Source organism: Ideonella flava, from assembly GCF_051857595.1.
Lineage (GTDB): Bacteria > Pseudomonadota > Gammaproteobacteria > Burkholderiales > Burkholderiaceae_C > Ideonella.
In genome coordinates, this window is sequence record NZ_JBPZHD010000009.1 from 135925 (window position 1) to 156246 (window position 20322).

Below are 20322 nucleotides of genomic sequence, written 5' to 3' on the forward strand. Positions count from 1 at the left end.
GCCGCGACGCGATGGTCTTAGGGTTTGCGTTGATTGATTTATTTATTGCCGTCTTTAACCTCAACGTCACCGACCGGCCTCGCATTCAAGCCGGCCCCCGGCAGCGTGGCGTACCGCCACTCCCGACTCGACTGCACCAGGAGACGACCGGAATGAAGCTCACCACCAAGCCCTCCGCGCTCACTGCCGCGCTGCTAACGGCCGGCCTCGCCCTGCCCGGCGCCGCCCAGGCCCAGGCCAAGCAACTCACGCTGTGCTGGGCCGCCTGGGACCCGGCCAATGCCCTGGTCGAGCTGTCGAAAGACTTCACCGCCAAGACCGGCGTGCAGATGAAGTACGAGTTCGTGCCCTGGCCCAACTTCGCCCAGCGCATGCTCAACGAGCTGAACTCCAAGGGCAAGCTGTGCGACCTGCTGATCGGCGACAGCCAGTGGATAGGCTCGGCCGCCACCGAAGGCCACTACGTCAAGCTCAACGAGTTCTTCGACAAGAACGCGATCAAGATGGCCGACTTCATGCCGGCCACGGTGACGGGCTACTCCGAGTGGCCCAAGGGCACGCCGAACTATTGGGCCCTGCCCGCGATGGGCGACGCGGTCGCGTTCACCTACCGCAAGGACTGGTTCGCCAAGCCCGACCTGCAGGCCGAGTTCAAGCAGAAGACCGGCCACGCGCTCGAGGCCCCGAAAACCTGGGACGAATTCAAGCAGGTCGCCCAGTTCTTCCAGGGCCGCCAGGTCGACGGCAAGAAGGTCTACGGCGCGGCGCTCTACACCGAGCGGGGCTCCGAGGGCATCACGATGGGCGTCACCAACACGCTCTATGCCTACGGCTTCGAATACAGCAACCCGAAGAAGCCGTACGACATGAAAGGCTTCGTCAACAGCGCCGGCGCCGCCAAGGGCCTGGCTCTCTACAAGGACCTGTTCGACTGCTGCACCCCTCCCGGCCATGCCAACGCCTACATGACCGAAGACCTGGACGCCTACAAGAGCGGCCAGGTGGCGATGCAGATGAACTTCATCGCCTTCTTCCCCGGCATCTCGAAGGACCCGAACGTCGGCGGCGAGAAGACCGGCTTCTTCGCCATCCCCAAGGGCGACCGCCAGTTCGCCCAGCTCGGCGGCCAGGGCATCTCCGTCGTGAAGTACTCCGACAAGAAGGACCTCGCGCTCGAATACATGAAGTGGTTCGCCCAGCCCGCCGTGCAGAAGAAGTGGTGGGATTCGGGCGGCTTCACCTGCCTGCGTTCGGTGCTGGAAGCCCCGGGCTTCGACCAGAGCACCTCGTACGCCAAGGTGTTCCTCGACTCGATGAAGATCGTCAAGGACTTCTGGGCCGAGCCCGACTACGCCCAGTTGCTGCTCGCCATGCAGAAGCGCAGCCATGACTACGTGGTCGCCGGCAAGGGCACCCCGCAGGAAGCGCTCGACGGCCTGGTCAAGGACTGGACCGAGGTCTTTGTCGAGGACGGCAAGCTGAAGAACTGAGCGTGCCGCGCGTGAGCACCCCATCCCCGATGAGCACCCTCGAAATCGGTGGCCGCGCGGCACCCGCCGCCGGCCACATGGCCCCCGCCGTGCCGCAACGACACGCCACCCGCCGTGTGCCGCGCGGCCTGAGCGACCGCACGCTCGCCTGGTTGTTCGTCGGTCCGACCCTGCTGCTGCTGCTGGCCTTCAACATCTTTCCGCTGTTGTGGACCATCGCGCTGTCGTTCACCAACTACCGCGCGAACCGCCCCAACGCCGAGTTGGTGTGGGTCGGGGCCAGCAACTACGCCCGCGTGCTGGCAGACGAGGACGTGTGGGCCAACATGCAGGCCACCGCCCACTTCCTGCTCTGGTCGATCACGCTGGAGCTGCTGCTGGGCTTCGGCCTGGCCTTGCTGCTGAACAAGCGCTTCAAGGGCCACAGCTTCTTCTCGACCGTGATCCTGCTGCCGATGATGCTGGCGCCTGCCGTCGTCGGCACCTTCTGGAAGTATTTCTTCGAGCCGCAGTACGGCATCTTCAACCACCTCGTCGGCTTCCTCGGCGGCCCCTCCGGCTTCACGATGCTGGGCGACACCCGGCTCTCGCCCTGGGCCATCGTGCTGGTCGACACCTGGATGTGGACGCCCTACGTGATGCTGCTGCTGCTGGCCGGGCTGCGCTCCATCCCGCCCTACCTCTACGAGGCCGCGGAGATCGATCGCGCCAGCGAGTGGACCAAGTTCTGGCGCATCACGCTGCCGATGGTGATGCCCTTCATCGTGCTGGCGCTGCTGTTCCGCCTGATCGAGAACTTCAAGATGTTCGACCTGGTGGACCAGCTCACCAACGGCGGCCCCGGCTCCGTGACCGAGCTCGCCTCGATCCACCTCAAGCGTGAAGCCTTCGAGAAGTGGCGCACCGGCTACGCCTCGGCGCTGGCCATCATCCTGTTCGTCGCCATCTACGGGCTGTCGCTCGTCACCGTGCGCTACCTCGACCGGGTGAAGCAGCGATGAGACATCCTGGGTCAACCCCCCGGGCCGAGCGCCGGGCCGCTCCCAAGCCGGCCCGCATCCCCTCGGGGGATCGGCCGACGTACTCGTCGGGCGAGGGGCTGACATTGCGCCGGGCCGAGCGCAGGGCCGCTCCCAAGCCGGCCCGCATCCCCTCGGGGGATCGGCCGACGTACTCGTCGGGCGAGGGTCTCCAATGAGCGCCACCATCGACCGCCCCGGGCCGCTGGAGCCCACGCGCCGCGCCCAGTGGGCCGCGGGCATCATCGTCGTCGCCTACGCGGTGCTGTCGCTGATCCCGCTGGTGTGGATCGTTCTCACCAGCTTTCGCACGCCGCAGGATTCCATCGCCTACCCGCCCAAGCTGGCGGCCGAGCCCTCGCTGGTCGGCTACGTGAACCTGTTCACCACCCGCTCACGGATCAGTGCCGAGGATCTCGCCGCGCTGCCGCCAGCCGCCGACTGGGTGGAGCGCACGGTGCGCGAGCAGCAGATGATCCTCGCCGGCCCATCGCGCTTCGGCGACCGCTACCTCAACTCGGTGCTCGTGGGCTTCGGCTCCACGCTGCTGTCGGTGGCCCTGGGCACGCTCGCGGCCTATGCCTTCTCGCGCTTTCGGGTGCCGGGCAAGGACGATTGGATGTTCTTCATCCTCTCGACGCGGATGATGCCGCCGATCGCGGTGGCCATCCCCGTCTACCTGATGTACCGCGCGGTCGGCCTGTCCGACACCCACCTCGGCCTCATCCTGCTCTACACCGTGGTCAACCTGTCGCTCGCGGTGTGGCTGCTCAAGGGCTTCATGGACGAGATTCCGCGCGAATACGAGGAGGCCGCGATGGTGGACGGCTACACGCGCTTCCAGGCGTTCGTGAAGGTGGTGCTGCCGCAGGCCGCCACGGGCATCGCCACCACCGCGATCTTCTGCCTGATCTTCGCGTGGAACGAATACGCCTTCGCCCTGCTGCTCACGAGCGGCTCGGCGCAGACCTCGCCACCGTTCATTCCCACCATCATCGGCGAGGGCGGTCTGGACTGGCCGGCGATGGCGGCCGGCACCACCTTGTTCGTGCTGCCCGTGCTCGTGTTCACCGTGCTGCTGCGCAAGCACCTGCTGCGGGGCATCACCTTCGGAGCCATCCGGAAATGAACCTCACCAGCGTCCGGCGAATCGCCGAACCCGCGAGCATCGTGATGATTGGCCTCGGCCTGGCGATGCTGATGCAGCCCTGGTCGCTGTGGCTCTACGGCCATTCGTTCGGGGTGCTGCTCGCCGGCGTGGCGGGCTACACGGTGGCGGGCAAGCTGCCGCAGGCAAGCCAGGTCAGACACCATGGCTGAGATCCGCCTGCAGAACCTGCACAAGCGCTTCGGCGATTTCGTCGCCGTGCGCGATTCCACCCTCACGCTGAGCGATGGTGACTTCGTCGTCCTGCTCGGCCCATCCGGCTGCGGCAAGACCACCACGCTGCGCATGCTGGCCGGGCTGGACACCCCCAGCAGCGGCGCCATCCACCTGGGCGGTCAGGACGTGACCTGGGCCCGCCCGCGAGAACGCGACATCGCGATGGTGTTCCAGCTCTTCGCGCTCTATCCGCACCTGGGCGTGCGCGGCAACCTCGAGTTTCCGCTGCGCAATGAGGGCCTGAAGCGCGCCGAGATCGACCAGCGTGTGAAGGAGGCGGCCGCCATTCTGCGCATCGAGCACTTGCTGGACAAGCGCGTCGGCGGTCTCTCGGGCGGCGACCGCCAGCGCGTGGCGCTCGGCCGGGCGATCGTGCGCAAGCCGCAGGCGTTCTTGATGGACGAGCCCTTGGGCACGCTGGACGCCGAGTTCCGCGAGCTGATGTGCGTGGAGTTGCGCCGCCTGCACGAGCGGCTGCGCACCACCACCGTCTTCGTCACGCACGATCAGAACGAGGCGATGGCGCTGGCCGACCACATCGTCGTCATGGACCGCGGCGAGGTGCTGCAGGCGGCCGACCCGTCGACGGTCTATCACTTTCCCAGCTGCCGCTTCGTGGCCAGCTTCATCGGTCGGCCGGCGATGAACTTTCTGCCCGTCGACGGCGCCGTGGCCTGCGGCGATGGCGCCATCAGCCTGCGCGGCGGGGCGCGCCTGCCAGTGCCCACGACGCAAGCCGGCGCGGCCGGCGCGGTGCTGGGCGTGCGCCCCGAGCACATCCGGCTCGGCGCCGATGGCCATGGGCTGGCCGGTGTGCTGGGCCATGTGGAGTACTTCGGCTCTCACTGGGTGGCCGAGGTGGCCACGGCCGCCGGCACGCTGAAGGCGGTGATCGACAAGAGTCGCCGCCCGGCGACGGGCGATGCGGTCGGGCTGCATTTCGACACCGAGCGACTGGTGCTGTTCGATGCGGTCACCGAGCGGCTGCTGCCCAGTGCCAGCAGCCGCAGCCACCACGAAGGAGGGGCACGTCATGGCCAGCATTGAGCTCGCTGGCGTGGGCAAGCGCTTCGGGCATGTCCACGCCGTCGACGGCCTGTCGTTGCAGGTGGCCGATGGCGAGTTCCTGGTCCTGCTCGGGCCGAGCGGTGCTGGCAAGACCACCACGCTGCGCCTGATCGCGGGGTTAGAGAAGCCGGACAGCGGGCGGCTGCGCATGAACGGCGAAGACGTGACCGACTTGCTGCCCGCCGGGCGCGACTGCGCTTTCGTCTTCCAGCAGTATTCGCTCTACCCGCACCTCACGGTCTTCGACAATCTCGCCTTCCCCTTGCGCTCGCCGCTGCGGCGCATGCCGGAAGCCGAGATCCGCCTGCGGGTCGGCGAAGTGGCCGAGCTTCTGCACATCGAGAGCAAGCTGGCGCGCAAGGCCACGGCCTTGTCGGGCGGCGAGATGCAGCGCGTGGCGATCGGGCGAGCGCTGGTGCGCCGGCCGCAGGTCTTCCTGATGGACGAGCCGCTGTCTTCGCTCGACGCCAAGCTGCGCGAGGAGTTGCGAGTCGAGCTGCGCCGCCTGCAGCAGCGCCTGGGGGCCACGGTCGTCTACGTCACGCACGACCACGTCGAGGCCACGACCATGGCCGACCGCATCGGCATCCTCGATGGCGGACGCTTGCAGCAGATCGGCACGCCGGCCGAGGTCTACACCGACCCGCGCTCGCTGCCCGTGGCGCAGCGGCTGGGCTCGCCGGCGATCAACCTGCTGCCGGCACAGTGGTTCGCCGGCCACGCCCCGGCGGGAACGGCCACCGTCGCCATTCGGCCGGAGGACGTGGCGCTCGGGCCGGACGGCGCGGGCTTCGAAGTCATCGAGTGCTCGCTGGTCAAGCACCAGTTGGTCGCCGAGCGTGATGGCATCGAGGTGCAGGCCCGCTTGCTGCTGGACGACCCACTCTCGCCGGGCAGCCTGGCGCATTTTCATTTCCCGCCCGAGCGCTGCCTCTATTTCGACGCCACCGGCCAGCGCCTGTGAAGGACTCACCCCCATGAACACCAGCACCCTGCGAATCATCGATGCGCTGGAGGCCGTGCAGGCCGCGATCATCGTGAACGAGGCCGACATCGAATCGCTCGATCGCGCCATCGGCGATGGCGACCACTTCATCAACGTTCGCCGCGGCGCCGAGGTGCTGGTGGCGATGCGCGACGAGCTGGTGCCGCTGCTGCCGGCCGCCGCCTTCCAGAAGATCGGCATGAAGCTGCTGTCCACCATCGGCGGCGCGTCGGGCCCCCTGATCTCGAGCTGCTTTCTCGCCATGAGCAAGGCGCTGGCCGGCAACGAAACGCCCGGCCTTCGGGATTGGGCCAGCGCCTTCGCCGCCGGCGTGGACGCCATCAAGGCAAGGGGCAAGGCCGATGTCGGCGAGAAGACCATGCTGGACGTGCTGATCCCTGTCTCGCGCCAGTGGCTGGCGCTGGCCCAGGCCGGCACGCCGCTGCCCGCGCTGTGCCAGCGCCTGACGGACGACGCCCGCGCCCACATGCTGGCCACGCGCGACATGCTGGCCACCAAAGGCCGTGCGGCCTTCCTCGGGGAACGCGCGCTGGGCCACATCGACCCGGGCGCCAAGACCTGCCAGGTCGCCATCACCGCCGTCTGCGCCGTGCTGCTGCAGCCGCGGCCCCAATCCACGAGCATCACGAGCACCGCCCCATGAAGAAGTTCGTCAACCACGTCGACACCATGCTGCGCGAGGCCCTCACCGGGCTTGTCGAAGCGCACGCAGACCTGCTGGTGGTCGAGTTCGAGCCGACCTTCGTGATGCGCGCCCAGCCGGCACGCGGCAAGGTCGCGTTGATCTCGGGCGGCGGCTCCGGCCATGAGCCGCTGCATGCCGGCTTCGTCGGCCCGGGCATGCTGGACGCCGCCTGCCCCGGCCAGGTCTTCACTTCGCCGACGCCCGATCAGATGCTGGCCGCGGCGGCCGCCACCGACACCGGCGCGGGCGCGCTGTTCATCGTCAAGAACTACGCCGGCGACCGCATGAACTTCGAGATGGCCGGCGAAATGCTCGAGACCGAGCATGCCACCGTGCTGGTCGACGACGACGTGGCGGTCGAGAACTCCACCCACACCACGGGCCGGCGCGGCGTGGCGGGCACGCTGATCGTCGAAAAGATGGTCGGCTCGGCGGCCGAGGCCGGTGCCACGCTGGCTGAATGCAAGGCTCTGGGCGACCGGGTCAACGCCGCCACCGCCAGCATGGGCGTCGCCTTCACCAGCTGCACCGTGCCGGCCGCCGGCCGCGCCACCTTCGACATCGGCCCGGACGAGATCGAGATGGGCGTCGGCATCCACGGCGAACCGGGCCGGCGCCGAGCACCCATGGCCAGCGCCGATGAGATCGTCAACACCCTGCTCGATGCGATCCTGGCCGATCTGAAGCCCGAAGCCGGCCGCCGTGCCCTGCTGCACGTCAACGGCTTCGGCGGCACGCCGCTGATGGAGCTGTACCTGTTGCACCACTTGGCGGCCAAGCGCCTGAAGGCCGAAGGCATCACGCCCGCGCGATCGCTGGTCGGCAACTACACGACCTCGCTGGAGATGGCTGGCGGCTCACTGACGGTGACGCTGCTCGACGATGAACTGAGCGCCTTGTGGGATGCGCCGGTGCGCACGGCGGCACTGAGGTGGTGAAGAGTTCTGGGCACGTTCGACGACTGCGGGATCTTGCTGGAAGTTGATTCGGCAGGAAGGCGTCCGGAGGCAGACCTCCACCGAGTACGGCGCCAGCGACAGCTACCGCGTGTTCAGCGTCACTGCCGAACTCACGGCGCTGGGGGCAGTGCAGTACACCAAGCGCACTGACAAGTTCGACTACGACGAGTCGGGCCGCAAGCGCACCGAGTCCAAGGGCATCACCAATGCCAACACGACGGGCTTGGTGACCAAGTACTGGTGCGACCGCGTCGGTACGTCACCAAGACACTGCTGCCGCTGGGCACCACGGACAGCAGGTGCCGCTCCATCCCTTCGTTTGATGACAAGCCGGCACGCGGCGCCTTGAAAGGCCCACTGCCACTACCTAACATGACTTGGCATACGGGCGCAGCACTGCGGCCTTGCTGCCGATGGCGCCGTACCCGTCGTCGTTCGAAGGACTTTGATTGGCAGGACCCGATGGAAAAGATGTCCCGGTGCCCGGAAGGACATTACTACGCCAAATCCGCGCACGTAGACGGTTGCCCGCATTGCAAGGAGATGATGTTGCAGAACACTCCCAGGAACCGATCCGGAGGCGATCGCGCGAACGATGACGCCGCCGACCTCAGCGAGCGCACCATCCCTGCCCGCCGTCCGGAATCGCGCGCCCCCAAGGACGACACGCCCAAGGACGATGACGGCCGCACCTCCCCGGTATGGCGCCGCAAGACCGGCATCGATCCCGTCTGTGGCTGGCTCGTGTGCTGGGAAGGCGCGAACCAGGGCCGGGACTTTCGGGTGCTGTCCGGCCGGAACACGATCGGACGCGACACCGGCTCCGACATCTGCATTCGCGGAGACGAAACGATCTCGCGGACGAACCACGCCAGCATCTTCTACGACGCCCGCAAGATCGCATTTCACATCGTCGTCGGCGATGGGCGCGATGGCGTCTACGTCAACGATGACGTCGTGCTGGACAAGCAGCAGCTGAGTCCGTACGACATCGTCGAGGTCGGACACACCAAGCTGATGTTCGTGCCCCTGTGCGGCGATCGGTTCCAGTGGACGCAGGATCCCAAGGATGCCAAGGCACCCCGCGCGACCCGCGTCACAGGGCCGGACGACGACGACGACGATGACGAGGCAAGGCGTCGCCGGCACGATTCGGACGGCCTGACCACCTGATCACGGCAAGGCCGGGCACACCATGACGCTGATTCGCTTTTTCGCCCTGGCGCTTCTGCTCCCCGCCCTGCCCGCGGTCCATGCACAAGGCTTGCGAATCACGCAGGTCGTGGATCAGGAAACGCAGTTGCTGGCCTTCCTCAGCACGGAGGAGATCTGGGCTCCGCCTACCGCCGCGGGCGGCACTTCATTGCGCGAGATGAAGGCGGCTTTCGGCAAGGTGCCGCTGCCCGCCAAGGACGAAGGCGCATGGCAGCCGGATGCGCCGGTCGCCGTGGTGGTGGCCATGGATGTCTCCGGCTCGATGCAAAGCGTCAGCTTTCCGCTGCTTTGCGATGTCGTGTCCAACGTGCTCACGGGCCTGCCGCGCGACAGCAAGGTGGCGTTGGTCACGATCGGGGCCAACCCCGCCGTCAAGGTCCCGTTCGGTCCGGCAAGCGCCGTGATCGCTGCGGTGAGCCTGCTGACGGCGGGCGAACCGGAAACTGCGCTCAACGAAGGGCTGCAGCGCGCGCAGGACATGGCTGCCACCAACCGCGAGCTGCCACTGCGCCGTTTCGTGCTGCTCGTCACCGACGGCATGGACGAGAGCAAGAAGGCGATCGGCAACGAAGAGACGCGGGCTCGCCTGGAAAGCGGCGACATTCCCATCTACGCGGCCGCCGTCGTCAAGAAGGAACCCACGCGAGCGAGCGGGCTGGACCGCTTCGGCGACGTGATCCGCGCCAGCGGCGGCAGCCTGCTGATCAGCACCCCGGTGGCCTTGCGCGACGACCTGAAGAGCCTGATGTCGCAGGCCCTGAAAGCCGAGATGGTCGCCATCGAGTGTGGCCAGCCTTGCGCGCGCGACGGCGGCCTGCGCGAGCTGCAGGTCTCGTCGACGAACCTGGGCGCGAAGCTCAGCGGCGTCCGCCGGACGCGCCTGCTCGCCGTCGGCGATCCCGTACCGCCGCCGCCGATCGTGGATCCGCCCCCCTCGAAGAGCTGGTTCGAAAAGCTCGTCATCCAGATCAAGATCGTCCCGGCGTGGAACTGGCTGCTGATCATCTCCGCGCTGTGCGGCACCGCGACCACGGTGTATGTCCTGAGAGATCGCATCGTCAGGACCCTCACGACCGGGGTGCGCCAGAAGGAAGACCGGGTGGTCGTGGTCGGGAATCGCGAATCGCCGAAGAAGCCGTCTGCCGCCGCCATGTCGCTGACCGTGGACATCTCGGACGTCGGTCGCCAGCACGTCAGCGTCGACGCCAGCGGCATCGTGCTCGGACGATCGAAGGATGCGGACGTCTCGTCGGAGGACGACGCCGAGGCCTCCGCGCGGCACGCTTCGCTCTACCTGGACAAGGGCGTGCTGATGCTGCGCGACCTGAACTCTTCGAACGGCACCTATCTCAACGGTGTGCGCATCGTGAGGTCGGAGCCTGTCCACGACCGCGATGTCATCGGCATGGGCCGCACGGACGTCCGCGTCTTCTTCGGGCGCGTCTGACATGGCCAGCGTCGACTCCCCCATCGATTTCTACCCATTCACCGACCGAGGGCGCCGCGAACACCAGGAGGACTACTTCTACACCGATCCGCCGAAGCCCAAAGGCGACGCCTGGCTGGGCATCGTGACCGATGGGATGGGCGGGCTCGCGCATGGCGACGTGGCCAGCAAGACGGGTGTGCATGCACTGACGCAAGCCTTCCGGCAGGGCGTCGATGCCGGCCGCAGCGTGCAGCAAGCGCTGTCGGAAGCCGCCAAGCGGGCGCATGAAGCCGTGCTCGAGGCGGCCGAGGTGGCGGGCTCGTTGCGAAACATGGGCTCGACGGTCGTCGCCTTCGTGATCGACGGGACGCGCCTGATGTGGTGCTCGGCGGGCGACTCGCGGCTCTATCTGTACCGCCACGGCAAGGTGAAGCAATTGTCGCGAGACTTCACCATCGCGGAGGAGATCCGGCGCGGCGGCACGGTCAACGACTGGGAGGCGGATGGCTCGTCGAATCCGAAGGCCCAGGCGCTCACCAGCTTCATGGGAACCGACGAATGGCGCTCCGACGAAGGCGCGCAGGATCTGCAAAGCGGCGACATCGTCGTGGCCTGCACCGACGGTGTCTACGGGACGATAGAAGCCGAGGGGATCGCCGATGCGTGCCGGATGGCCGATCGGGGATCGGCCACCGCCGAGGAGATTGCCGGGGAGATGCACCGCCTGATCAACGATGCCGGCAAGCAGAACCAGGACAACAGCACTGCCATCGTCGTTCGCTACGTGCCGAAGAAGCCTGTCTTCCCCGGACTCGCCCTGTATCGCAGCACGCCGAAGAAGTCCGGTCGTCCGGCACCGATCTTGTCGCGCACCGCCACCGGCGCGGCGGCTGCCACCGTGGCGCTTCTCGTGGCCGGAGCGGGGCTGCGGATGCATCAAGACTCCTCCACCGACGCCTCGGCACCGTCGGAAGCACTCACGCAGGCATCGGCGCCCGGCAAGCCCGTCGAGACCCGCCCGGCCGCAAGTGCGCCTGCGCCGCCTGCGCCCCCTGCGCCACCTGCACTGGCCGATCCGGCGCAGTCCGACGAGCAGGCGCTCCGATTCATCGAGCAGTGGCATGAACAGCTGAACACCAACGCCGCGACCCCCAAGGCGGTGATCGACAACCTGCGACTGGTGAAGGGCCAAGGGGGTGAAAGGCTTGCGCTCGCCGTGCAAGCGCTCGAGGACCACGCCGCGTTGAAGACCCAGCTGAACAACGCGCGCGCCAAGGGCGCTGCAGGCGCACCCATGGCAGAGAGCGTCAGGATCAAAGCGCTGGAGCAGACCAATGCGTCGACCCCGATCGGCAGGATCGCCGGCAAGCATTTCGCCGCGTTGGCCAAGGATGCCGCGCAAGTCAGGGAGGACCTGAAAAAAAAAGTCGAAAGGGTCCCGGACGCAGCCAGTAACACCACGACGCGGGTAGCCGCCGAAGCGGCCCCGGGCGCATCGGGCGGCGCTTCCATGCCGCCGGCATCGGCCAGCACAACCGTGCCGCCGATCCCTGCACTGACAGTGCCGGCAACCTCCGTTGCCGCAGCTGCGCAGCCGGGGTCCGCACCGGCGTCTGCCCCCGCTCACGCTTCCGCACCCGAAGGCGCGAGCGCTCCTCCTCCGCAGCCGCCGCGTTGACCATGCTCTGCCCGAACTGCTTCGAAGACAAAGGCGACGGCGTCGCCTGCGCTCACTGCACCTTCGACGAGTCGCGGTCGCCGCCGAAACGCCTTTGCCTGCCCTACCACTATGCCCTGCACGATGGTCGCTACGAGGTGGGATGCATCCTCGGCAAGCCGGGCGGGTTCGGCGTCGCCTACAAGGCCTACGACCACAAGCGCCCATCGGTCGTCGTGATCAAGGAATTCCACGGTCCCGAGAATGACGAGGTCACACGCCTGGCGGGCGCGAGCCGGTTGCGGGTCGCTTCGGGGTTTCGAGACGACTTCGAAGCGCTGCTGGAGGACTTCCGCAAGGAGGTTCAACTGCTGGGAAAGCTCAGGCACCGGAACATCGTCTTCGTCACAGACGAATTCGAGCAGAACGGAACCCACTACTACGTGATGCCGTATGTCGAGGGCGGTGACTTGCGTGCCCGGCGCGAGGCCAACGGCGGCAAGCTCGACCAGGATGTCATGCTCATGGTCGCGCACGACCTGCTGGATGCGCTCGACGTGGTGCACAAGGCCGGCTACGTGCACTGCGACATCAAGCCAACCAACGTCCTGCTCACGACGCAGCGGCCCAAGGCCATCCTGATCGACTTCGGGGCGGCCCGGCGCAAGCGCGGCGACCGCCCCAAGTCCTATTCCAAGCGCCACGCGCCGCCGGAGTTGTTCGACGAAGACACCCGCTACCTCACGGACGCCACCGACATCTTTCTGCTTTGCGCCACGCTGCATCACTGCCTCGTGGGGCAGGCGCCGCCCGTATCCCCGGACCGCGTGAATGCCGATGAAGATCCATACCGCCCGATCGCATCGCGGGTCGCCGGCCTGCATCCCAGCTTCGCCGCTTTCATCGATGCCGGCCTGTCACTGGATCCGAGCGATCGCCCAGGATCCGTCGCCGAAGCGCGGCGCATGATCCCTCCAAGAGTCCAGGCGCCCCCGCCTCCGCCCCCACTGCCTGCGCCGCCCCCGCCTGCGTCTTCACCGCCGGCTCAGCCGGCGCCGTTGACTCCGCAGTCTGCGACACGGAAAAGGTCGCCTCACCCCGCAGCCCTCCTCCCCGCGGCATTGGCGCTGGTTTTCATGATCACGCCGCAAGGCAGCGAACTTGTCGGCCCGCTGCTGACGCTCGTGGTGCTCAACGTCGGAGGCTTCCTGCTCTGGAAGCAGCACGTCAATGTCAACCGGCCGCCGCCCGGGCGGCAGGGGATTCGCCTGACCCTCTACCTCGCGGGCGAGACGCCTCGGACCTTGACCCTGGGCCCGATGCAATCCGTGGTGATCGGCCGCCGTTCCCCGCCCAGCACGCTGGCCATCGCCAGCCGGACGCTGTCGAGCCAGCACGTCAGCGTCACCATCGAAGAAGACGGCAGCTTCACGCTGCGCGACCTGGGATCGACGAACCACACGTTCGCGCGCCAGCCTGGGGACGACGACGATCCCGAGGGCTGGGCCCAGGTGAGTCTGGTCACCAAACGCGAAGGCGAGTTCATGCTCGGCGCCCACTATGACGGCGGCGTTCGACTCGACATCCAGCCGGAGTGGATCACGCCATGAGCGGCAGAACCTTCGGCCGCTGCCAGGAGTGCTTCCAGTACGTCGTCCTGGACGACATCTGCGGGCGATGCGGCTGGTCGCTGCCCGACAAGCGACGAATCAAGCGGGCCCTGCCCTTGTGGAGCGTGGTGAACAACACCTACGTCGTCGGACGCGTGCTGGGCTCCGGCGGCTTCGGCATCACCTACCTCGCCTACCACGAGCGCCTGCACCGCCGCGTGGCGTTGAAGGAGTACTTCCCCGAAGGCCTGATGGAGCGGGCTTCCGATGAAGTTTCGCTGGTCTGCGAAGAGGCCGCAAACCAGGCGCCGTTCGAGCGCGGAATGGACCGCTTCTTCCAGGAAGGCGAGGTGCTGGCACGCTTCGACCGGCGCGACATCGTGCATGTCTACGACGTGCTGCATGCCAACCGCACGGCCTATCTGGCGATGGAATATCTCGATGGTTCGACCCTGCTCGAGAAGATCCGCGCCGACGGGCCGATGGCGGTGCCGCAGGCGCTGCAGCTGATCACTGCGGTGCTCGTGGCGGTGGAGGCCCTGCACGAGCAGAACGTCGTGCATCGCGACCTGAAGCCGGACAACATCTACCTCGCGTCCGATGGCCGTGTCCTTCTGCTGGACTTCGGCGGCGCCAAGCAGCTCGACGTCGACAGCGAAAGGACCATCGACGGGCATTACGCGGGCGGCTATTCGGCCCCCGAGCAGGAGGACCGGGACCTCGGCGAGATCGGCCCCTGGACGGACGTCTACGGCGTTGCCGCGACGCTGCACAGGATGCTCACCGGCCTGAAGCTGCGCAGCGCCTTGCTGCGCATGCATGACCCGCGCATCGACTGGGGCGAACGTCCCATTCCCGATCCAGTGCGCCGCGCGATCGAGGACGCCCTGACGCCCTCCTACAAGGACCGGTACCGCTCTGTCCGGCAGTTCAAGTCGGCCCTGCTGCGACAGGAAGCGGGCCCTTCCAAACAGGCCGGCGCGCAGCCAGCGACGCGAGCGAAGGAAGCGCCGGCCGCGTCGTCGGACCGGCCGGCGACATCGAACTGGTCGCCCGCGCTGATGCCGAGACTTGCCGCGGGCGGGGCCGCCGTCGTCGCGGTCGTGGCGGCGGTGGCCCTGCTGAACTGGGACCAGCAGACTGACAGCGGCAGGACGAGGCCCTCCCCGGAACTTGTCCCATCCGTCCCACCAGCCAGACCAGCCCCGCCAGCCCCATCGGCACCACCCGCGGTTCCGCCGCGTTCGCCCGAAGCCCTGGCCTCGCAAAGCCGTCAGTTGCTGGAAGGCATGCTGCTGGCCGCCGGCAGGGACCGCTGGACGGATGTGAGCGCCACGCCCGCGAAGATCCGCCGCCTTGCCGACCCAGAAGGGGCGCCGAACACCTCTGCCTCCGTGTATGTCGGCCAGGCGGACAAGGCCATCGCGCAGCGGGCTTACGAACGCGCCGAGCGCCTGCTCCTGCAGGCCGTCGACAAGCATCCGAACGACGACCAGGCCTGGGCCGCGCTCGGATACGCCTGCCTGCGCCTCGACAAGAAGAAGCAAGCCCGGCAGCACCTCTGGCGCGCGCTGTCGCTGGCCGCCGATGCCGGCGGCACCTGGGCCACCTTGGGTGAAGCCCTGGCCGCATCCGGCGAAACGGCCCAAGCCGGCCAGGCCGCCCGGCTCGGCGTCTACTTCTCGGCCAACCGCGGCGCACTCATCCAGCACCTGAAGGCATCGCCGGACGTGGATCCCCAATTCCGGGCGGTCGTCAACGCGCTCGGCGATGCCTTGTCAAACGTTCCGGCGAGGTCCCCATGAATCCGCGTATCGCATGCATCGGCCTTCTGCTCTTGCTTCCGCCGGCGGCCTGGGCACAGACCCTGACCAAGATCACCGTCACGCCCGAGCGCGCATCGATCGGGCAGGAGGTGACGATTCAGATCGACCTGCGGGCCGATGACCCAAGTCGCAACTGGTGCGGCGTGCGCTTGAATTTCGGCGAGGGAGATTCCAAAGTGCTCCGCGTCGAACAACTCTCCTTCTCGCGCCAGAAGGTCTTCAACGCCGCCGGGACGTACACCGTGTCGGTCCACGGCGAACTGAGCCAGAGGGGCGTGCTGATCGCCTCGGCCTGCAACGGCGGCCCGCTGCGTCAGCAGGTGTTGGTGGTCGACCCCGTGGCCGAGGCCAAGGAGCATGAGCGCATCAAGGCGCTGCAGGATCAGTTGGCCGCCGCGCAGGCGGCCGCGAGCCAGGCGCAGGCGGAAGCCGCGTCGGCGGCGGCAGCTGCTGCCAAAGCCCACGCCGCCCGGTCCGCCGTACCGCCGCGCACGGCGGCAAGCCAGGATCCCCCTGTGGTCAAGCCGCCCGACGCGCGTCCGAAGTAGCCGAGTCTTCCGCGGGCCTCACCGCCGCACCAGCGGCATGTCGTACCGGATGCCCTGCGCTGCGAGTTGCCGCCCCTTCTCGCGGTTGGGTCCGGCGGGCTCCATCTCGTAGTTGTCCGGGTTGTTCATGAAGGCCTCGATCTCGGGCGCCCTCAGACCGTAGAACACGCCATTGGCATTCCACCAGTGAACCGCGTCGACGGTGTGCCCGACGTCGCATTCGGCAAGCGGGTATCGGCTGCCCTCGTACAGGATCCGCGCGCTCGCGGCATCGGCCGACTCGCCCGGCCCAAGCGGCGCGTCCGCTGACGAGAACACCTTGCCCTGCCGGATCATGCGCTGCAGGACCCGTTGCCGCAGAAGCCTGCCCATGGCCGTGTTCGCGGGCGGAACCTCACCCAGGAAGGTCTCGCGGGCATCGGGCTGCGCCGGCTCGATCCTCGGAGAGGCTTCCCAGATCTTGCCCGTCGGCGAAACGCGCCGCGACCTCGGCCTGTCCACCCGGTACTGGATCATCCACATCGGCAACCCCCTCACGTCCTCCTGCACGCGCGCGGTGACTTCGGCCAGCTGTCCGTTGTCGAGCAGCCTGATCCAGTTCGCCAGCGAGCGCCGTGCGTAGATGAGGTCGATCAACGGCTGGATCTGGTTGCGCAGGTCGATGAACAAGTTGTTCATCGCCAGAACGTCTGCTTGTTGCCGGGGGTTGTCGGGGTGATGCAGCCTGTCGACCAGACCGACGATCTCGGTTGCCGTCTGCAGCGCCTGGACGCGGCTCGCCTCGAGATGCGGCCCGTTGGCAGCCTCGCCGATCACCCGCCGCAGTTCGGCCTTGCCGAGGAACTCGATGACCGGCATCTCGACCGAGGCCACGGTCAGCACCGCCGACGTTTCCCCACCTCGGAAGAACAGCTGGTGCGGCTGGCCGGAAGCGTCGTTGAAGCGCTGGCGATGGGACCACCAGTTCACCACCGCCCGCACGCCGGCGCTCACCGCACCGCCGATCGCCGACAGCCCCGCGCTCACGCGGTCCAGCAGCCACAGGATCCCTTCGTCGACCCGCGTGCGCAGGCGGTCCACGATGTCGCGCAAGGCCGTGCCGATGCCGCCGAGCCCGACCTGATCGGCCAGGAACCCGATCACCACCGGCATGCCGCGGCCCATCACTTGCTCGAATGCGGCGCCGGCCTGGGCCACATTGCCGGAGGCGACTTCGGTCACGCGATCGAGGACCCGCCCGGCCATGTCGATGATCCGGGCCGCCCAGCGGCGCGCGGTCAGCATGGCGCGGTAGACGCGGCGCGCCACGTCGAGCACTTCGGATAGCCCGCCGCTGGCCGCGGCCGCCGCGCCCATCTCGGCCAGCTCGGTCATGACGCGGCCGGCGACCCACTCGCTGACGCCCGTGAGTATCGAGCTGCCGAAATCCCGCGCCCGCGCCACCAGGCCGGCGGCGTTCTCCGCCGGCGACCGCGAGGTGTCGATGGCATCGTTGATCCAGTCCCAGGCGCGCCGAAAGCGGCTGGTCCACCTGGTGAGGGCATCCACCGCCGCCGGGAAGCGCTGTCGCGCCAGCTCGATCACGTGCGCGGTGGTCAGGCCCATCACATCGACCGCGAAGCCGAACAAGTCCCTCGGCGAGGTCCAGCTTTCCGGCGCCTGGATGCCTCGCTCGCCGAGCTCGCCGAACAGCCATCCTTCGATCCCGTTTCTCAGGTGCGTGCCGAAATGCGCCGCCATCAAGCGAAAGCCCTGGCCGATGGAGCGCACTGTGTTCTTGATGAATTCCAGCGGATTGCGCGAGACGATGTCCCAGGCCGCCATGGCCTTGCCGAACAAGGTGGCCAGCAACTCCGGCGGCACGTTGAAGGCGCGCAGCACGAGTTCGAAGGTCGCCTTGGCCGCTCCGACGAGATCTCCGTCGGTGAAGATCGAGCGCACGATGCGCATGACCTGGGCGCGCGTTCTCTGCCAGGCGGCGCCGTCGCTCACCAGCGATTCGAAGATCTCGATCTGCCGCAACAACAGCGGGACCACGAAGTCCACCACCGAATCTCGAATGCATGCCGGCAAGGCATGCCATGCCGATTCCAGCAGCACGCCGGGCAGCGTACGCACGTCGGCAACCACTCCCTGCAGCCGGCGCAAGAACTGGCCCACCGACTGCATGAAGCGCTGCAGCTGTCCGCCGGCGCCGATGAAGGCGTTGACGGCGCCATTCAGCTGCGCGCTCGCCCAGGCTGCCAGGGCAAGGGCCTGCCCGGACAGCCCCTGCACCACCGGCGCGGCAAAGCGCAATGCCGAGCGGCCCATGGCGCCTGCGGCGGCATCGAGGCCCGTGGCCACCCCCCCGAGCGAACCGGAGACCGCAGCCGCAGCCTGGCCAGCCGCCCCGCCCATGTGCTGGAGCGCGTTCGTGAGCATCGGCACCAGCGTGTGGCCGATGTGCGCGTGGGCCCGCACGAGCGGTCCGCCTTGCGCGAGGTCGGACGCGAATCGCCCGAGTCCACTGGCCAGCGCCGGTGCCTGGCGGGCAGCGGCCATGACCGGTCCGACCACGGCCTGCATCGCACGGCCGAGGCCACTGCGCACCACACCCAGCTGCGCACCGATGGGCTCGAGCAAGGCCCGCGCCGACACCCACGCGGCCTCCAGGCGCCCCTGCACCCACTGCAGGATGCCGTTCTCGCCTTGCGGCCCGTCACCGATGCCGATCAGGTTCTTCAGCCAGTTCCATGCATCTTCGCCAAGAGCGCGCAGCGGTTGCGACAGCGACCAGATCCAGCCGGCCAGCTGCGTCAACTCGTTCCATCGATCCGCCGCATAGGACTGGACCCACGACACCACCGGCGCACCCAGCGTGTCCCAGGCCTTCCCGAGCGCCGCCTGCACGGTCGCCAGCACGGGCTGCACGCGCTCGACGATCGGCGTCAGCAGGCGCTCGGCGGTCTCTTGAATGCGCTGCGCGGCCCGGCTCACCGGGCCGCAGTCGCCCGAGGCCACCTGGACGGCCGCCTCCTGGAGCCGGGCAGCCATGGGAGCGAACTCGGCAGCGAGCTCTGCACCGATACCGGCGAGGCCTCTCGCGGGCGCCAGGAAGCGGTCGACGATGCCGCTGGCCGCATGCGCCGCGCGCGCTCCCAGCCAGTCGAGCAAGCCCGCAGGTCCGCGCCGCAGGATGGGCGCCAAGGAGGGCGCGAACTGGTTGACCACGCCCCACGCGGCGGTGTCGAGCAGTTGCCCCAGGGAATGGGCACCTGCACTGCCGCTGGCGGCTTGCGGCGCGGTGACGGGCGCGGTGACGGGCGCGGTGACGGCTGCGGTGGTGGGCGCGCTGGCAGCAAGCGGCGCCGCGGTGGGCGCGCCGGGAGCGCTGGGCGCGCGCATCAAGGCCGGACTCTCTGCGCGGAGCAGCCGCTGCGCCGTCTGGTTGCCGTGCGTGCGCTGCAGATCCAGCAAGTACGCCGCGCGCGTCTGCGCGGTGGCGCCGCGCATCGAGGGCGACATCGCCCGCGCGTCCGGCGCAGGTGAGCGTCGCGCCGGCATCGGGCCCGCGGCGACGGGCCGTGCCGGCCCCGCCTCGCGATGGATCGTGGCGTGATGCGTCATCCCACGGCCCCGGCGCCGTCGTGCGCGCCTTCGCGCTTGTGCTCTTCGTTCCGCCCGGGCGGCTCGTCGTGGCGTGGGGAGGAGTGGGCCTGCCTGGCCTTGTCGTCCTCGTCCGGCGTGGCAGCACGCTCCGCTTCCACCACGGCGCGCGCGACGCGTTCGGCTTCCTGCTCGTGCGGATCGTCGGGATGGCTCACCGTCATGCGCAGCTGCAGTCCGGTGCCGTTCTGCTGCACGACGTGGGTCAACTCGTGAGCCAGCAGTTCGCGGCCCGACGACTTCCCCGGGTCGTACTCGCCCTGGCGGAAGAACAGGTCGTTGCCGGTCGCGAAAGCCCGCGCGCTGATGCCCCGCGCGAGGCCATCCGCGCGCGCATCGGTGTGGATGCGAACGGCAGAGAAGTCGGCACCCAAGGCGCGCTCCATGCGGCTGCGCGTGCCGCTGTCCATCGGCTGGCCGGCGCCGCGCGACTCGCCGATGCCGCGCTCGATGCGATCGAGGTGAGCCTCTTCGCCGGAAGGCCCGGAGCCGGCGCGCAGCACCTGGCCCACGTACTGGTTGCCGAAGTCTCTCTGCAGCTTGAGCAGCGAGCGTCTGACGGAGGCGTCCGGCGCCACGGCCGCCCGATGGACGGCCTGCGCGTGCGCCCCGGCGCAGGCGCCGTCGCCGAGCCGGCAAGTGATGCCGCCGACGGGCGCTGCGTCGGCGGTGCGCCAGGCCCAGCGGCGGTCCGGCGCGTGGGCGGACCGCGTTGCGGGAATGGCCTGCCAGCAGGCCTTGTCGATGGTGTCGCGCTGAACCATGACTCGCTCCCCGT

Annotated in this window: 17 protein-coding genes; 15 read left to right on the top strand and 2 right to left on the bottom strand. The window is 68.4% G+C overall.

Annotation, left to right across the window (positions count from 1 at the left end; genetic code table 11):
• Nucleotides 1-152 precede the first annotated feature (152 nt).
• From ACS5PM_RS20215 to ACS5PM_RS20285, 15 genes are all read left to right on the top strand, one after another.
• Nucleotides 153-1490, top strand: a complete 1338-nt coding sequence (locus tag ACS5PM_RS20215; protein ID WP_439389484.1) for an ABC transporter substrate-binding protein — start codon at nt 153-155, stop codon at nt 1488-1490.
• 29 nt (nt 1491-1519) lie between these two features.
• Entirely contained in the window at nt 1520-2491 is a 972-nt protein-coding gene (locus ACS5PM_RS20220; RefSeq protein WP_439389485.1) for a carbohydrate ABC transporter permease, read from the top strand.
• Nucleotides 2492-2684: 193 nt separating this feature from the next.
• Complete coding sequence (locus ACS5PM_RS20225) at nt 2685-3638, top strand: carbohydrate ABC transporter permease (RefSeq protein ID WP_439389486.1); 954 nt, start codon at nt 2685-2687, stop codon at nt 3636-3638.
• The gene (locus ACS5PM_RS20230) at nt 3635-3829 is read left to right on the top strand and encodes a hypothetical protein (RefSeq protein ID WP_439389487.1); all 195 of its coding nucleotides are present in this window, start codon (nt 3635-3637) and stop codon (nt 3827-3829) included. Before ACS5PM_RS20225 ends, ACS5PM_RS20230 begins: the two co-directional genes overlap by 4 nt.
• On the top strand, nt 3822-4940 hold the full coding sequence (locus ACS5PM_RS20235) for an ABC transporter ATP-binding protein (RefSeq protein WP_439389488.1): 1119 nt from the start codon (nt 3822-3824) through the stop codon (nt 4938-4940). Before ACS5PM_RS20230 ends, ACS5PM_RS20235 begins: the two co-directional genes overlap by 8 nt.
• Nucleotides 4927-5925, top strand: coding sequence for an ABC transporter ATP-binding protein (locus ACS5PM_RS20240; protein ID WP_439389489.1), 999 nt, complete (start codon nt 4927-4929; stop codon nt 5923-5925). The genes ACS5PM_RS20235 and ACS5PM_RS20240 overlap by 14 nt, the downstream gene beginning before the upstream one ends.
• 13 nt (nt 5926-5938) lie before the next feature.
• Complete coding sequence (gene dhaL, locus ACS5PM_RS20245; RefSeq protein WP_439389490.1) at nt 5939-6610, top strand: dihydroxyacetone kinase subunit DhaL; 672 nt, start codon at nt 5939-5941, stop codon at nt 6608-6610.
• Nucleotides 6607-7590, top strand: a complete 984-nt coding sequence (gene dhaK, locus ACS5PM_RS20250) for a dihydroxyacetone kinase subunit DhaK (protein ID WP_439389491.1) — start codon at nt 6607-6609, stop codon at nt 7588-7590. Before dhaL ends, dhaK begins: the two co-directional genes overlap by 4 nt.
• Before the next feature lie 43 nt (nt 7591-7633).
• Nucleotides 7634-7960: a hypothetical protein gene (locus ACS5PM_RS20255; RefSeq protein WP_439389492.1), complete on the top strand. Its 327-nt coding sequence runs from the start codon at nt 7634-7636 to the stop codon at nt 7958-7960.
• A 113-nt stretch (nt 7961-8073) separates the two neighbouring features.
• Complete coding sequence (locus ACS5PM_RS20260) at nt 8074-8784, top strand: FHA domain-containing protein (protein ID WP_439389493.1); 711 nt, start codon at nt 8074-8076, stop codon at nt 8782-8784.
• A 22-nt stretch (nt 8785-8806) separates the two neighbouring features.
• Nucleotides 8807-10273, top strand: coding sequence for an FHA domain-containing protein (locus tag ACS5PM_RS20265; RefSeq protein WP_439389494.1), 1467 nt, complete (start codon nt 8807-8809; stop codon nt 10271-10273).
• Nucleotide 10274: 1 nt separating this feature from the next.
• Nucleotides 10275-11933: a PP2C family protein-serine/threonine phosphatase gene (locus ACS5PM_RS20270; RefSeq protein WP_439389495.1), complete on the top strand. Its 1659-nt coding sequence runs from the start codon at nt 10275-10277 to the stop codon at nt 11931-11933.
• Between the two features lie 2 nt (nt 11934-11935).
• A complete protein-coding gene (locus ACS5PM_RS20275; protein ID WP_439389744.1) occupies nt 11936-13522 on the top strand; it encodes a serine/threonine protein kinase in 1587 nt (528 codons plus the stop codon).
• Nucleotides 13519-15327: a serine/threonine-protein kinase gene (locus tag ACS5PM_RS20280; protein WP_439389496.1), complete on the top strand. Its 1809-nt coding sequence runs from the start codon at nt 13519-13521 to the stop codon at nt 15325-15327. The genes ACS5PM_RS20275 and ACS5PM_RS20280 overlap by 4 nt, the downstream gene beginning before the upstream one ends.
• A complete protein-coding gene (locus tag ACS5PM_RS20285; RefSeq protein ID WP_439389497.1) occupies nt 15324-15896 on the top strand; it encodes a hypothetical protein in 573 nt (190 codons plus the stop codon). The genes ACS5PM_RS20280 and ACS5PM_RS20285 overlap by 4 nt, the downstream gene beginning before the upstream one ends.
• A gap of 18 nt (nt 15897-15914) precedes the next feature.
• Here ACS5PM_RS20285 and ACS5PM_RS20290 read toward each other — a convergent pair whose 3' ends face one another.
• Both ACS5PM_RS20290 and ACS5PM_RS20295 read right to left on the bottom strand, forming a co-directional pair.
• The gene (locus tag ACS5PM_RS20290) at nt 15915-19505 is read right to left on the bottom strand and encodes a hypothetical protein (protein WP_439389498.1); all 3591 of its coding nucleotides are present in this window, start codon (nt 19503-19505) and stop codon (nt 15915-15917) included.
• A complete protein-coding gene (locus ACS5PM_RS20295) occupies nt 19502-20308 on the bottom strand; it encodes an eCIS core domain-containing protein (RefSeq protein ID WP_439389499.1) in 807 nt (268 codons plus the stop codon). Before ACS5PM_RS20295 ends, ACS5PM_RS20290 begins: the two co-directional genes overlap by 4 nt.
• Nucleotides 20309-20322: the final 14 nt, after the last annotated feature.